Source organism: Dictyoglomus sp. GBS (assembly GCF_055179815.1).
This window is the reverse complement of sequence record NZ_CM143687.1, coordinates 1,578,984-1,592,916: the sequence shown is the minus strand read 5'-3', so window position 1 is coordinate 1,592,916 and position 13,933 is coordinate 1,578,984. Positions and strand designations below refer to the sequence as shown.

The 13,933-nt window shown below is 33.6% G+C and carries 17 protein-coding genes; all 17 read left to right on the top strand.

Features of this window, described 5'->3' with window-relative positions; genetic code table 11:
* Window positions 1-83 precede the first annotated feature (83 nt).
* Window positions 84-1,031, top strand: coding sequence for a carbohydrate kinase family protein (locus ACY3IT_RS08005; RefSeq protein WP_463082421.1), 948 nt, complete (start codon window positions 84-86; stop codon window positions 1,029-1,031).
* A 51-nt stretch (window positions 1,032-1,082) separates the two neighbouring features.
* Entirely contained in the window at window positions 1,083-2,129 is a 1,047-nt protein-coding gene (gene rseP, locus ACY3IT_RS08000) for an RIP metalloprotease RseP (protein WP_463082420.1), read from the top strand.
* Window positions 2,129-3,193 (top strand): flavodoxin-dependent (E)-4-hydroxy-3-methylbut-2-enyl-diphosphate synthase, encoded by a 1,065-nt coding sequence (ispG, locus tag ACY3IT_RS07995; RefSeq protein WP_463083641.1) that lies wholly within the window; start codon window positions 2,129-2,131, stop codon window positions 3,191-3,193. The genes rseP and ispG overlap by 1 nt, the downstream gene beginning before the upstream one ends.
* On the top strand, window positions 3,183-4,697 hold the full coding sequence (rny, locus tag ACY3IT_RS07990) for a ribonuclease Y (RefSeq protein WP_463083640.1): 1,515 nt from the start codon (window positions 3,183-3,185) through the stop codon (window positions 4,695-4,697). The genes ispG and rny overlap by 11 nt, the downstream gene beginning before the upstream one ends.
* A 3-nt stretch (window positions 4,698-4,700) precedes the next feature.
* Complete coding sequence (locus ACY3IT_RS07985) at window positions 4,701-5,486, top strand: TIGR00282 family metallophosphoesterase (RefSeq protein ID WP_463082419.1); 786 nt, start codon at window positions 4,701-4,703, stop codon at window positions 5,484-5,486.
* Window positions 5,487-5,532: 46 nt separating this feature from the next.
* A complete protein-coding gene (locus ACY3IT_RS07980) occupies window positions 5,533-5,796 on the top strand; it encodes a stage V sporulation protein S (protein ID WP_012548757.1) in 264 nt (87 codons plus the stop codon).
* 128 nt (window positions 5,797-5,924) lie between these two features.
* Window positions 5,925-6,131 (top strand): 50S ribosomal protein L31, encoded by a 207-nt coding sequence (gene rpmE / locus ACY3IT_RS07975; protein WP_012583166.1) that lies wholly within the window; start codon window positions 5,925-5,927, stop codon window positions 6,129-6,131.
* Window positions 6,132-6,133: 2 nt separating this feature from the next.
* Window positions 6,134-6,790 carry an FAD-dependent thymidylate synthase gene (thyX, locus tag ACY3IT_RS07970; protein ID WP_463082418.1) on the top strand — a complete coding sequence of 219 codons (657 nt, stop codon included), beginning with the start codon at window positions 6,134-6,136 and terminating at the stop codon, window positions 6,788-6,790.
* Between the two features lie 6 nt (window positions 6,791-6,796).
* A complete protein-coding gene (locus ACY3IT_RS07965) occupies window positions 6,797-7,393 on the top strand; it encodes a thymidine kinase (protein WP_463082417.1) in 597 nt (198 codons plus the stop codon).
* The gene (locus tag ACY3IT_RS07960; protein WP_463082416.1) at window positions 7,383-8,267 is read left to right on the top strand and encodes a DUF1385 domain-containing protein; all 885 of its coding nucleotides are present in this window, start codon (window positions 7,383-7,385) and stop codon (window positions 8,265-8,267) included. Before ACY3IT_RS07965 ends, ACY3IT_RS07960 begins: the two co-directional genes overlap by 11 nt.
* A complete protein-coding gene (gene prfA / locus ACY3IT_RS07955) occupies window positions 8,245-9,348 on the top strand; it encodes a peptide chain release factor 1 (protein WP_463082415.1) in 1,104 nt (367 codons plus the stop codon). Before ACY3IT_RS07960 ends, prfA begins: the two co-directional genes overlap by 23 nt.
* Window positions 9,335-10,180 (top strand): peptide chain release factor N(5)-glutamine methyltransferase, encoded by an 846-nt coding sequence (prmC, locus tag ACY3IT_RS07950; RefSeq protein ID WP_463082414.1) that lies wholly within the window; start codon window positions 9,335-9,337, stop codon window positions 10,178-10,180. The genes prfA and prmC overlap by 14 nt, the downstream gene beginning before the upstream one ends.
* Window positions 10,168-11,181 (top strand): L-threonylcarbamoyladenylate synthase, encoded by a 1,014-nt coding sequence (locus ACY3IT_RS07945; RefSeq protein WP_463082413.1) that lies wholly within the window; start codon window positions 10,168-10,170, stop codon window positions 11,179-11,181. The genes prmC and ACY3IT_RS07945 overlap by 13 nt, the downstream gene beginning before the upstream one ends.
* Before the next feature lie 2 nt (window positions 11,182-11,183).
* Complete coding sequence (locus ACY3IT_RS07940) at window positions 11,184-11,621, top strand: low molecular weight protein arginine phosphatase (protein WP_463082412.1); 438 nt, start codon at window positions 11,184-11,186, stop codon at window positions 11,619-11,621.
* Window positions 11,618-12,064, top strand: coding sequence for a ribose 5-phosphate isomerase B (gene rpiB / locus ACY3IT_RS07935; RefSeq protein WP_463082411.1), 447 nt, complete (start codon window positions 11,618-11,620; stop codon window positions 12,062-12,064). Before ACY3IT_RS07940 ends, rpiB begins: the two co-directional genes overlap by 4 nt.
* Window positions 12,061-13,305: a serine hydroxymethyltransferase gene (locus ACY3IT_RS07930; protein WP_463082410.1), complete on the top strand. Its 1,245-nt coding sequence runs from the start codon at window positions 12,061-12,063 to the stop codon at window positions 13,303-13,305. The genes rpiB and ACY3IT_RS07930 overlap by 4 nt, the downstream gene beginning before the upstream one ends.
* Before the next feature lie 4 nt (window positions 13,306-13,309).
* Window positions 13,310-13,933, top strand: a complete 624-nt coding sequence (gene upp / locus ACY3IT_RS07925; RefSeq protein ID WP_463082409.1) for a uracil phosphoribosyltransferase — start codon at window positions 13,310-13,312, stop codon at window positions 13,931-13,933.

Below are 13,933 nucleotides of genomic sequence, written 5' to 3'. Positions count from 1 at the left end.
TCTTTATATTAACTCGTGTTAGTTTTATTCTATCATAGGTTATAATTAAATACAATATTTTTTATGTGGAGGTTAAAGAAAATATGATATTAGTATCTGGAGAATCCTTAATAGATTTTACGCCTATATCTTTAGGAGATGGATATGCGTATGTACCTAATCCTGGAGGATCTCCATATAATGTTGCTATTACCCTTGGAAAGCTTAGAGCACGTGTATATTTCTTTGGTAAAATTTCTTATGATCCTTTTGGGGAGATTCTTTATTCTAATCTTATAAAAAATAATGTGGATACATCTTTTGTGTTAAGAGATAAATACCTTACTACTTTAGCTTTTGTAATATTAAAGGACAGTGAACCTTATTTTATATTTTATGGGGATAATACTGCTGATACTATGCTTAAAGAAGAAGAGATTCCTTTTATTGATTCACAAAAAGTGAAAATCCTTCATTTTGGATCTATATCAATGATTAGAGAACCTGGTTGTTATGTCTTTGAAAAAATGATTTTTGAAAATTACAAAAATTGTATAATTTCCTTTGATCCAAACGTAAGACCAAATCTAATTGTGAATAAGGAACAGTATTTATCAAGATTTGAAAATTGGGTAAGTAGGGTGGATATATTAAAAGTAAGTTTGGCAGATTTGAAGTGGTTATATGGAGAAGAGGATTTAGACAAAATTGCTGAGAAATTTATTAATTTGGGAGTTAAAATTTTTGTGGTTACTTTAGGAAAGGATGGATCTGTTGCTTATCAAAAATCTAATTATGTTAAAGTGCCAGGTATGAAGGTAAAGGTTATAGATACTGTGGGAGCTGGAGACTCTTTTATGGGGGGCTTTTTATATTATTTATATAAGCTTGGCAAAACAGTTAAAAAAGAAATATCCAATCTTTCTTTAGAAGAGTTAAAAAATATTCTTATTTTTGCTAACAGTGTAGCTGCTTTAACTTGTACAAGGCGTGGTGCTAACCCCCCTAATTTAGACGAGGTTGAAAAATTTATGAGTAACCTGTATTATTGAATAGAATTTTAGATTTTTAGGAGAAGAGATAAAAAAGGAGTGAAAAAATAGATGGATATTATTTTGTTTTTGGTCCTTTTTGCTATACTTACTGTACCGCATGAACTTGGACATTTTATATTAGCTAAACTTTTTGGGGTTAAGGTTTTTGAATATGCTATTGGTTTTGGCCCTAAGCTTTATGAATACAAAGGTAAAGAGACTAAATTTGTATTGAGGTTGATTCCTATTGGTGGTTTTGTGAAAATGGCTGGTGTTGATGATTTAGAGTTACCAATAGAAGAGGAGGTTCCAGAAGAAAGAAAATTCTATAAAAAGGCTCCATGGCAACGCTTCTTAATACTTTTTGCAGGAGCCTTTTTTAATTTTTTGGTTGCTTTTCTTTTATTTGTAAGTATTTTTTTAATTGGAATTCCTCAACCTATACCTATAATTGATAGAGTAGTAGAAGGTAAACCAGCTCAAATGGCAGGTTTTCTACCAGGTGATAAAATTATCTCGATAGAAGGTATAAAAATAGAAAAAATAGAGGATGCAGTAAATCTTATTACAAAATCTATAAAAAGCCCTAATGATAGAAAAGAAATAACAGTGGATGTGGAAAGAGATGGTAAACTAATTACTTTAAGGGTTATACCTCAATGGGATGAGGAGAGAAAGGGAGGTATTATAGGTATTGTCTTTAGATCAATCCCTAAGAGATATCCTATAACATTAGCACTGAAAAATGGATTTGCTATGCTAATCAATGCTTTTTTGCTTATTTTCTTTGTATTAAAAGCACTTTTTACAGGAGCTCAAGGGATATCAGTTTCAGGTCCGATTGGTATTGCCAAGATGACGGGAGAAGTAGCTTCTTTAGGGCTTGTATATTATCTTAATTTTACAGCACTGTTAAGTGTACAACTGGGGATATTTAACTTAATTCCATTTCCTGCTTTAGATGGAGGTAGGATATTGTTTATTATTCTTGAGAAAATAAGGGGAAAGCCTATTGAAACTAAAAAAGAAGAAATAGTACATTGGATAGGTCTACTAATTCTCTTATTTCTCATGATCATTATTACTTTCTTTGATGTGTTAAGACTTAGAAAGTGATGGGAAGAGGAACAAGGGTAGTAAAAGTAGGAAATGTAGAGATTGGTGGAGATAATCCTGTAAGAGTACAGTCTATGACTAAGACTCCTACAGTAGATGTTAAGTCTACTCTTAGACAAATTAGAAGATTGGCTAAGAAGGGTTGTGAGTTAGTAAGGTTAGGAATACCTGATAAAGACTCAGCTTTAGCTCTGGGAAAGATAAAGAAAAAGAGCCCTATTCCTATTATTGCTGATATACACTTTGATTATAGACTTGCTTTAATAGCTTTGGAGCAAGGGGCAGACAAATTGAGAATAAATCCAGGTAATATTAAGAATCCTAAATATATATCTTTAATAGCAAAGGAAGCAAAAGCAAGAGGCGTACCAATAAGAGTAGGTAGTAATGCTGGTTCTTTGAGCAGGGAGATTCTTGAAAAATATGGTGGAGTTACTCCTGAGGCATTGGTAGAGAGCGTTTTAAATGAGATTAGATTATTAGAGGAGAATGATTTCACTGATATAGTTGTGTCTGTTAAATCTTCATCTGTTCCTTTGACTATACAGGCTTATAAGCTACTTTCTTCCCAAGTAAAATATCCTCTCCATATAGGAATAACAGAAGCTGGTACACTTGTTCCAGGAAGTGTTAGGTCCGCAGTAGGAATTGGTATCTTACTTTATGAGGGTATTGGTGATACAATTAGGGTTTCTCTTTCTGCTTCTCCAGAAAAAGAAGTAGAAGTAGCATACCATATATTGGAAAGCTTAGAATTAAGGCAAAGAGGTATAAAAGTTATTTCGTGTCCCATGTGTGCAAGAGCTCATTTTCCAGTAGAAAAAGTAGCTAAAGAAATAGAAAAAAGATTTAAGGATTTTCCATTAGATATAACGATAGCTGTAATGGGATGTGAAGTAAATGGTCCTGGTGAAGCGAAATGGGCAGATATAGGAATTGCAGGCTCAAATAAAAGAGTTATAATTTTTAAGTATGGTAAGATAGTAAAGGAGACAACATGGGAAAAAGCAATTTTGGAATTAGAAAAAGAGCTTGAAAAATGGAAGGAGGTGAATTCAAATTAGCATATTAATAGCTTTAATCACACTTATTATAGGAGTTGGTCTCGGGTATCTTATAAGGAAAAATATTGAGCAAAAAACAATACAAGTCGCAGAAAAGAGAGCAGAGGAGATAGTTAAAAAGGCTGAAGAGGAAGCAGAAGAAAGGAAAAGAACTGCTTTATTAGAAGCTAAAGAAGAAATTTTTAAATTAAGGTCTGAGACTGAAAGGGAAATTAAGGAAAGAAGACAAGAGCTTTTCAATTTGGAGAAGAGAATTCTTCAAAGAGAAGAAAATTTAGAGAGAAAAGAGGAAATTCTCTCCAATAAAGAAAGAGAAATAGATAAAAAACTCGAAAATCTAAAGAAATTGGAAGAAGAAGCATTTATGGAGCTTCAAAAGGTTGCTCAGATGAGTAGAGAAGAAGCTCGTGATATTATTCTCAAGAAGGTGGAAGAAGAATTACAAAGAGATATAGCTATGAGGATAAAAGAAGCAGAGGCAAAATATAAGGAGATAGCAGATGAAAAGGCTCGAGAGATTTTAACGGAAGCAATTCAGAGATGTGCAGTGGATCATACTGTGGAATCTACAGTATCTGTTGTTAGTTTGCCCAGTGAAGAAATGAAGGGAAGAATAATAGGTAGAGAAGGAAGAAATATAAGAACTTTTGAGACTTTGACAGGTGTAGATCTTATAATTGATGATACTCCAGAGGCTGTGGTTCTTTCTTCCTTTGATCCAGTAAGAAGAGAAATTGCTCGAATTGCCTTAGAAAGATTAGTAAAAGATGGGAGAATTCATCCTGCAAGAATAGAAGAAATGGTAAATAAAGCAAGAAAAGAAGTAGAGAGTAAGATAAGAGAGGAAGGAGAAAGAGCTTCAATAGAAGTAGGTCTTCAAAATTTACATCCTGATTTAGTAAGGGTTTTAGGAAGACTTTATTATAGATCCAGTTATGGACAAAATGTTCTTCAGCACTCAATTGAGGTTGCAAAAATTGCAGCAATTATTGCTGCAGAATTACATGCGGATGTAAATTTAGCAAAGAGGGCTGGGCTTTTACATGATATAGGAAAAGCTATAGATTATGAGGTTGAGGGATCGCATGCAACCTTAGGAGCTGATCTTTTAAAGAGATATGGAGAGCATCCAGATGTGATCCATGCAGTAGCAGCTCATCATGAAGAGATTCCTCTTATTAAGACTTTAGATGTTATAATTCAAGTAGCGGATAGTATCTCTGCAGTAAGGCCTGGATCAAGAAGAGAAAGCATAGAAATTTACATAAAGAGACTGGAAAAGCTTGAGGAGATAGCTATGTCATTTCCTGGTGTAGAAAAGGCTTATGCCATTCAGGCAGGAAGAGAAGTTAGAGTGTTAGTAAGCCCTGAAGAAGTTGATGATTTGACAGCTACTAGATTAGCTTATCAGATTGCTAAAAAAATTGAGAAAGAAATGGAATATCCTGGTCAAATAAAAGTTACTGTAATAAGAGAAACAAGGGCTGTAGAGTACGCAAAATAAGTTATGAATATTCTTATACTTGGTGATATAGTAGGAAAAATAGGGAGAAGAGGTGTAGGGCTTCTTCTCCCTCAAATTAAAAAAGAATATGGAATTGATTTTACAATTGCAAATATTGAAAATGCTGCTACCGGATTTGGTATTACTGAAAGTGTTTTGAAAGAATTAATGGATTATGGTATAGATGCTTTTACAAGTGGTAATCATATTTGGGATAAAAAAGAAGGGATCTCTGTTTTAGAGAATTACGAGAGAGTATTAAGACCTGCTAATTATCCTTCGGGAGTTCCTGGTAGAGGCTATATTACAGTCTCATATTATGGCAAAAAAATTGGTATAATTAATATACAAGGACGTATTTTTATGGAACCTATTGAAAATCCGTTTACAGTAGTGCATAATATAGTTGAAGAAATGGAAAAAGATACTAAAATAATAGTAGTGGATATGCATGCTGAAGCAACGTCTGAGAAGATAGCTATGGGATATTTTTTAGATGGAAGAGTAACAGCAGTAGTAGGTACACATACACATGTTCAGACAGCTGATGAGAAAATTCTCCCAGGGGGAACTGGTTATATATCTGATTTAGGTATGTGTGGGGCTTACGATTCTATATTAGGTGTAGATAAGGAGGCTGTTCTTAAGAAATTTCTTCTCCAAATACCTCAAAAATTTGATGTACCAGAAAAAGGACTTTTTAAAGTGGAAGGGGTGATTATAGAGGTAGAAGAAGTAAATGGAAAGACAAAAAACATTATCAGGTTACAAAGGAGGGGAGAAATTTAAAATTTAAAAGTCTGCCATGGGAAGAACATATAAAGGAGGTAGGTTTATGGTAGAAGTATTAAAAGTTTCCGCTAAATCTAATCCTAATGCAGTAGCTGGTGCATTAGCAGGTGTAATTCGTGAAAAGGGACGTGCTGAGATCCAAGTAATTGGTGCTGGAGCTGTCAACCAAGCAGTTAAAGCAATTGCTATTACCAGGGGTTATGTAGCTCCAAGTGGCATTGACTTAATTTGTATTCCTGCATTTACTGATGTACAAATTGATGGAGAAGAAAGAACAGCCATCCGTTTTATAGTTGAGCCTCGTTAATTTAAATTGAAGTAAAGGTAAGTAAAAAGGAGGCAGGAAGATTTTCTTTCTGCCTCCTTATAATTTTTATGGTATAATTTTTCAGAATGTAAATTTGGAAATTTTATAGTAAAGAAAGGAGAGGAAACATGAAAAAAGGTATTCATCCTGAATTGAAAAAAGCAAAGATAGTATGTGCATGTGGGGCTGTTTATGAGACTTTATCAACAAAGGAATATATGACAGTAGAAATATGCTCTAAATGCCATCCATTCTTTACAGGTCAAAGAAAATTTGTGGATACGGAGGGAAGAGTAGAAAGATTTACTAAAAAATATAATTGGGAAATTAAATAAAATTGAGGGTAAAACTAATAGCTTATACGCCAGAGCCCGAAAAAGTATGTGCTCTGGCTATGAGATTATGTCATTATCAAGGAAATATTGAAGAGTTGGAAGAAAAACTAACTCTTGAGGAGATTTCTCGTCTTTTAAAAAAGGCAAAAACCTTACAACATTTTTCCATATTTGAGCATGCTAATTTTACTTTTTATATAGAAGGTATATCAAGAGTTACTACTCATCAGTTAGTGAGACATAGGATTGCATCTTATTCACAACAAAGTCAGAGGTATGTAAAAATAAGGCAAGAATATGTAATTCCTGAGTCTATATTGATAGATAAGGAGAGGGAAAAAGTATATAAAGAAACTTTAGATAAAGCCTTTAATGCTTATGAGGAACTTGTAAAAATGGGAGTTCCTAAGGAGGATGCAAGATATCTATTACCCCAAGCTGTGGAATCTAAAATAATTGTTACTATGAATGCCAGAGAACTACTTCATTTTTTTACGTTAAGAACATGTAATTCTGCCCAATGGGAAATAAGGGAGATGGCTTGGGAAATGTTAGATTTGGTTAAAAAAGTAGCACCTAATATGTTTGAAGATGCAGGACCGTCTTGTTTTAGAGGTACATGTCCTGAGGGAAAGAGCTGTATTCCTGAGAGAAGGTGATAATTTATGGAATTTATGAATATGCCTTCAGGGTGGATAGAGGTTATTTGTGGAGGAATGTATAGTGGAAAAAGTGAAGAGTTAATTAGAAGAGTTAGAAGAGCACAAATTGCAAAACAAAAAGTGCAAGTTTTTAAGCACAGTTTAGATACAAGATATGATAAAGATTATATAACATCTCATACAGGTTTGAAGATAGAGGCGATAGCTGTGAGTAATAGTGCAGACATAGAAAAGTATGTAGACGAGGATACTCAGGTTGTAGCTATAGAAGAAGGACAATTCTTTGATATGGGAATTGTAAAAGTTTGCCAGAGATTAGCAGATAAAGGGAAAAGGGTTATCGTGGCAGGTTTAGATCAGGATTTTAGAGGAGAACCTTTTGGCCCTATGCCATATTTAATGGCAGTAGCAGAATACGTTGATAAACTTCATGCTATTTGTATGAAATGTGGAAATTTAGCCAGTAGAACTCAAAGAATAATTAATGGAAAACCTGCATACTATGACGATCCAATTATTTTAGTAGGAGCTTTTGAAAGCTATGAAGCAAGATGTAGAAATTGCCATACAGTTTTAAGGAGAGATAAAGATGAAGAATAAAAAAGAGTTAGTTGGTGGACAAGCAGTTTACGAGGGAGTAATGATGAGAAAGGGAATAGATATTGCTGTTGCTGTAAGAGACCCAAAGGGAGAAATTATTGTAAAGAAAGAGAGATTACAGCCCTTTTTTAAAAACTGGACAAGAATACCTTTACTAAGAGGTCTTATGGTTTTAATGGATTCTCTCTTTTGGGGAATAAAAGCATTGAATTATTCCACATCGATTGCTTTTGAGGAAGATGAAAAACCAACCAGTAATGCCGAGATAGGTATTGCATTAGTTTTAGGATTTCTTCTTTTTGTTGCATTATTTATTGTCTTACCCCTTCTTATATTAAAACCTATAGAGGTATATATAAATTCTTTAATAATTTTGAGACTTTTAGAGGGAATTATAAGATTAGCTATTTTTGTAATTTATCTTTATTTAATAAGTAAGATAAAAGAAATCTATAGAGTTTTCCAATATCATGGTGCAGAACATAAGACGGTATTCTGTTATGAGGCAGGAGAAGAATTAACGGTTGAGAATTGCAGGAAATATCCTCGTTTTCATCCCCGCTGTGGAACCTCTTTTCTATTGGTAGTAATGATAGTAAGTATAGTTATTTTTGCCTTTTTAGGTAAACAGCCTTTTCTTTTAAGAATTATTACTAGAGTTTTGCTTATCCCATTGATTTTTAGTATATCTTACGAGATAATAAAATTAGGATCTGAGCATATTGATTCTATTTTTTGGAAAATCTTGCTTAAACCAGGGTTATGGATGCAGTATTTTACAACAAAAGAACCAGATGATATGCAATTAGAAACAGCAATTGTAGCTTTAAAGGAGGTGACACTGGAGGAAAATGCTTCAAGATATAGTGATTGAAAAATTAGAAGAAATAGAAAAAAGATTTAATGAGATTGAGGATCTCTTAGCTCAACAGGAGGTAATTAATGATTTTAACAAATACCAGAATCTTCTTAAAGAAAGAGCAAAAATTACGGAAATAGTAGAGAATTTTAGAGATTATAAAAAATTATTGAAGGAAAAAGAAGATTTAGAAGAAGTATTAAGAGAAGAAAATGATGAAGAGATTAGAAATTTAGCTGAGATGGAATTGGAAGAAATAGAAAGAAAGATTGAACAAAAGGAGTTTGAATTAAAATCTGCTCTTTTGCCTAAGGATCCTAATGATGAGAAAAACATTATTATGGAGATAAGAGCAGGAGCTGGAGGAGAGGAGGCTGCCCTTTTCGCTGCAGATCTTTTTAGAATGTATATTGGATATGCCCAGAAGAAGGGATGGAAGGTAGATATTGTGAGTTCTAACCCAACAGGACTTGGGGGTTATAAAGAGATTATATTTATTGTTGAAGGTAAAGGTGCTTATAGTAGGCTCAAATTTGAGAGTGGAGTGCATAGAGTTCAGAGAGTACCTGTGACTGAGTCAAGTGGAAGAATTCATACATCTACCGCTACTGTTGCGGTTCTTCCTGAAATGGAGGAAGTGGAAATAGAAATTGATCCTAAGGATCTTAGGATTGAGACTTTTAGATCTGGTGGGGCAGGAGGACAACATGTAAATAAGACAGAATCAGGAGTAAGAATAACCCATATACCATCTGGAATTGTGGTTCAATGTCAAGACGAGAGATCTCAGCATCAAAATAGAGAAAAGGCCATGAAAGTTCTTAGAGCAAGATTGTATGAATACTATCAAAAGGAAAAAGAAAATGAGATCGCTTCTCAAAGAAGAGCTCAAGTAGGAAGTGGGGAAAGAAGTGAAAAGATAAGAACATATAATTTTCCACAAAGAAGAGTTACAGATCACAGAATAAATTATTCATCTTTCCAATTAGAAGAAGTGTTATCAGGAGAGCTGGATGAGTTTATAGATAGGCTCATCCTTGCTGAAAAAGAAGAGCAAATTAAAAAACTTTTTGAAGAAGTAAGTGCAGGCTCTTAGAGAAGTATTATTTTGGTTAAAAAGAGAATTAGAAGACATAGATCCAGATTCTGCATATTTGGAGGCTGAATTACTTATATCCTACGTTCTAAATAAAGATAGAAGCTTTATTTATACGGTAGATTTTATTGAAGAAGAAAAGGTAAAGGAGATTAAAAAACTATTAGGTTTAAGAAAAAAAGGAATACCTATAAGTTATATCCTTAAGAAAAAATTTTTTTATGATTATGAGTTCTTTACAGATAAAGGGGTTTTGATACCGAGAAATGAAACGGAATTATTAGTAGATGTGACTATTGATACTATCAAAAGTTATTCTTCAAAAAAAATTGTTGACATCGGGGTAGGTAGTGGTAATTTAGCAGTAACGTTAGCTAAGAAAATTGACAATCTCACTGTTTATGCGTGTGATATATCACCTTTTGCTCTAAAATTTGCAAAAATTAATGCTCAAAAATATGGGGTTATAGATAAGATTAAATTCTTCTTAGGACCTTATCTACACCCTATTATCATGAGAAATTTACAATTTGATTTAATATTAAGTAATCCACCATATATTGCTTCTTGGGAAATGCCTTTTCTTCAAAAGGAAGTTAAAAGAGAGCCTTGGGAGTCTCTTTATGGTGGTTGGAATGGTTGTGTTTTTTATGAGAATATTATTAAGGACTTGAAAAAGATGGATAAAGGTGTATTTATTTTTGAAATTTCACCGTTTATTTATGACAATTTAGTAAAATTGATTAAAAGAACCTTTCTTAAGTTTGAATTTCATGTATACAAAGATCTTTCCCAAAAGAATAGAGTGATCAAATTAATATGGTGGAAATAATTAAGGTAGATAGAAACAATCCAGATGAAAAGATTTTAAATATAGCGATTGAAGTATTAAGAAGAGGTGGTCTTGTGGCTTTTCCTACAGAGACTGTCTATGGTCTTGGGGCTGATGCTTTGAATGAAGAGGCTGTTAGAAGAATTTTTGAAGCTAAAGGTAGGCCACCTGATAATCCCATTATTGTTCATGTAGGAAATATGGAGCAAGTCTATAGTCTTGTGGATGATGTTCCACCTGATGCTGAGAGATTAATGGAAGCTTTTTGGCCAGGGCCATTAACTTTAATTTTCTATAAATCACCTATAGTTAGTGATATAGTTACAGGTGGAAGTCCCAAAGTGGGTATAAGAGAACCTCAAAATAAGGTTGCTTTAACCCTTCTAAATCTTTTTGGACGGCCAATAGCTGCTCCTTCTGCAAATGCTTCCGGAAGACCAAGTCCTACTAAGGCTGAACACGTTCTTGAGGATTTAGGAGATAAGGTTGATTTAATAATTGATGGGGGAGATGTAAGTTTTGGAGTAGAATCTACAGTTTTGGATATAACTACTGATCCACCTGTTTTATATAGGCCTGGAGCATGTCCAAAAGAAGAAATTGAGAAAGTATTAAAGAAAAAAATAGTTTTTTGGAAAGAAGTAAAAAAAGAAGATATTCCCTCTCCTGGCTTAAAATATAGACATTATGCTCCTAAGGTACCTTTATACATTATTGAAGAGTTTAATGAAATATGGCAAAATAAAATAAAATCTTGGATAAAGGAAGGTAAAAAAGTGGGAGTTCTTGCTTCAGAAGAAACCAAAGATGTTTATCCAAAAGATCTTAAAATTTATGTTATAGGAAGTAGATCTGATCTATATAATATTGCTTTAAATTTATTTCCCTCCTTACGAAGATTGGAGAAGGAAGTTGATATTATTCTTGCGGAATCTTATCCAGAAGAGGGAATAGGTCTTGCAATTATGGATAGACTAAAGAGAGCAGCAGGTGATAAATAGTGATGATATTATTCGTTTGTACAGGAAATACTTGTAGAAGTCCAATGGCAGAATATCTTTTTCGTAAGCTTATTAAAGAGTATGATATAGAAATTGAAGTTTCCTCGGCAGGTATATTTGCTTTGGAAGGAAATAAGGCATCTATATATTCTCAAGAAGTAATGAAAGAGATAGGTGTTGATATTACAAATCATTCTTCTAAAAAAATAGATAATGAACTCATGGAAAGAGCTAATTGTGTTTTTACTATGACAAAAGAACAAGCTGAGATTTTAAAAAGTGTTTATCCTAAATATAGCTACAAAATATCTACTCTAAGTGATGAAGATATTTTGGATCCATATGGTAAAGATATAGAGACGTATAGAGAAGTTCGTAATAAGATAGAAAAAGAATTAAAAAACTTAATCAAAAATATGATGGTGAGGGTAGATCTATGAAGATTGCAATTGGGGCTGATCATGCAGGATATTTATTAAAAGAAGAATTAAAAAAATGGTTAGAAGAATGGAATATTAGTTATCATGATTTTGGAACTTATTCGGCAGAAAGAACAGATTATCCTGATTATGGGATATTAGTAGCAAGGGCTGTGGCAAGAGGGGGTTTTGAAAAAGGTATATTAATTTGTGGTACAGGTATAGGTATGAGTATTGTAGCTAACAAAGTAAAAGGTATAAGAGCTGCTTTATGTAGAGATCCTTATGAGGCAAAATTAAGTAGAGAACATAATGATGCAAACATTTTGGCATTAGGAGGGAGAATCCTTGGTTATGATTTGGCAAAGGAGATAGTAAAAGTATGGCTAAATTCTGAGTTTACTGGTGGAAGACATAAATTAAGAATTCAAAAAATATCTATGATTGAGGAGGAGGAGCTGTGAAGTACTTACCTAATGTAGATCCTGAAATTTATGAAGCAATAAGGGGTGAAGAATATAGGGAGGAGTATCATTTAGAACTTATAGCCTCTGAAAATTTTGTAAGTAGAGCTGTTCTTGAGGCTCAAGGTTCTGTTCTTACTAACAAGTATGCTGAAGGTTATCCTGGAAAAAGATATTATGGTGGTTGTCTTTATATGGATAGGGTAGAGGATATAGCAAGAGAAAGAGTAAAGGCTATTTATGGTGCTGAGCATGCAAATGTTCAACCTCATTCTGGAAGTCAAGCAAATATGGCTGTTTATTTTGTAGTGTTAAATCCTGGAGACAAGGTTTTAGGTATGAATTTGGCACATGGGGGACACTTAACTCATGGAAGTCCTGTAAATTTTTCTGGTAAATTTTTTAATTTTTATTTTTATGGAGTAGATAAAGACACTGAGAGAATAAATTATGATGCTGTTTGGAATTTGGCAAAGGAAGTAAAGCCAAAACTTATTGTTGCTGGGGCAAGTGCGTATCCTCGTATTATTGATTTTGAAAAATTTGCAAGTATAGCAGAGGATGTAGGTGCTTATCTTATGGTTGATATGGCACATATTGCAGGGCTGATTGCTGCAGGGTTGCATCCATCTCCTGTCCCTTATGCTCAATTTGTTACAAGTACTACTCATAAAACTTTAAGAGGGCCAAGAGGAGGTTTTATCCTTTGTAAAAAAGAGTTTGCAAAGGAGATTGATAAGGCTATATTTCCAGGTATTCAAGGTGGTCCTCTTATGCATGTAATTGCAGCCAAAGCTGTAGCATTTAAAGAGGCTATGTCTCCTGAGTTTAAAGAGTATCAAAGGCAAATTATATTTAATGCTAAAGCTCTTGCTGATGAACTTATGAGACTTGGATATAGATTGGTAAGTGGTGGTACTGATAATCATCTCATGTTAGTAGATTTGAGAGATAAGGGTATTACTGGAAAAGAAGCTGAAAAAGCATTAGAAGAAGCTGGTATTACTGTGAATAAAAATTCAATACCCTTTGATCCTCAACCGCCTACTGTTACAAGTGGTATAAGAATTGGTACACCAGCTTTAACTACAAGAGGTATGAAAGAAGGTGAAATGAGATATATTGCGAGACTTATTCATGAGGTTTTATCAAACATAAAGGACGATAAAGTAAAGGAAAAGGTAAAAAGTGAAGTAGAAGAGCTTTGCAAGCAATTTCCAATTTATAGAAAGGAGAATTAATTAAATGGTTAAATTGGTTGATCATCCTTTAGTTCAACATAAACTTACAAAATTAAGAGATAAGAATACACAGCCCAAAGAATTTAGAGAATTACTTTCAGAGATATCAAGCCTTATGCTATATGAAGTTACAAGAGATTTACCATTAAAAGAAGTGGAAGTGGAAACTCCTCTTGGTAAAGCAAAGGGAAAAGTTTTAAACAATAAAGACTTAGCGATAGTGCCTATATTGAGAGCTGGTCTTGTAATGGCTGAGGGTATGTTACAAATTCTTCCTTCAGCTAAGGTTGGTCATATAGGACTTTATAGAGATCCAAATACACTTCAACCAGTCCAATATTATACTAAGCTACCAGAAGACATAAGCGAAAGAGAAGTAATTGTAGTTGATCCAATGCTTGCTACTGGTGGATCAGCAATTGCAGCCATATCCATTTTGAAATCAAAGCAAGTTAAAAACATTAAATTTGTTTGTATAATAGCTGCTCCTGAAGGTATTAAGGCTTTTAAAGAGGTTCACCCAGATGTGGAAATTTATACTGCTGCTGTAGATGAGTATCTAAATGATCACGGATATATAGTGCCGGGGCTTGGAGATGCAGGAGACAGACTTTTTGGAACCAAATAA

What these genes read in the sequence shown, in the direction of transcription:
- ACY3IT_RS07960 (WP_463082416.1), top strand. Translation starts at nt 7,383, where the DNA reads ATGAAGAATAAAAAAGAGTTAGTTGGTGGACAAGCAGTTTACGAGGGA.
- prfA (WP_463082415.1), top strand. Translation starts at nt 8,245, where the DNA reads ATGCTTCAAGATATAGTGATTGAAAAATTAGAAGAAATAGAAAAAAGA.
- ispG (WP_463083641.1), top strand. Translation starts at nt 2,129, where the DNA reads ATGGGAAGAGGAACAAGGGTAGTAAAAGTAGGAAATGTAGAGATTGGT.
- ACY3IT_RS07985 (WP_463082419.1), top strand. Translation starts at nt 4,701, where the DNA reads ATGAATATTCTTATACTTGGTGATATAGTAGGAAAAATAGGGAGAAGA.
- rpmE (WP_012583166.1), top strand. Translation starts at nt 5,925, where the DNA reads ATGAAAAAAGGTATTCATCCTGAATTGAAAAAAGCAAAGATAGTATGT.
- ACY3IT_RS07965 (WP_463082417.1), top strand. Translation starts at nt 6,797, where the DNA reads ATGGAATTTATGAATATGCCTTCAGGGTGGATAGAGGTTATTTGTGGA.
- ACY3IT_RS07940 (WP_463082412.1), top strand. Translation starts at nt 11,184, where the DNA reads ATGATATTATTCGTTTGTACAGGAAATACTTGTAGAAGTCCAATGGCA.
- upp (WP_463082409.1), top strand. Translation starts at nt 13,310, where the DNA reads ATGGTTAAATTGGTTGATCATCCTTTAGTTCAACATAAACTTACAAAA.
- ACY3IT_RS07945 (WP_463082413.1), top strand. Translation starts at nt 10,168, where the DNA reads ATGGTGGAAATAATTAAGGTAGATAGAAACAATCCAGATGAAAAGATT.
- ACY3IT_RS07980 (WP_012548757.1), top strand. Translation starts at nt 5,533, where the DNA reads ATGGTAGAAGTATTAAAAGTTTCCGCTAAATCTAATCCTAATGCAGTA.
- rseP (WP_463082420.1), top strand. Translation starts at nt 1,083, where the DNA reads ATGGATATTATTTTGTTTTTGGTCCTTTTTGCTATACTTACTGTACCG.
- rpiB (WP_463082411.1), top strand. Translation starts at nt 11,618, where the DNA reads ATGAAGATTGCAATTGGGGCTGATCATGCAGGATATTTATTAAAAGAA.
- ACY3IT_RS08005 (WP_463082421.1), top strand. Translation starts at nt 84, where the DNA reads ATGATATTAGTATCTGGAGAATCCTTAATAGATTTTACGCCTATATCT.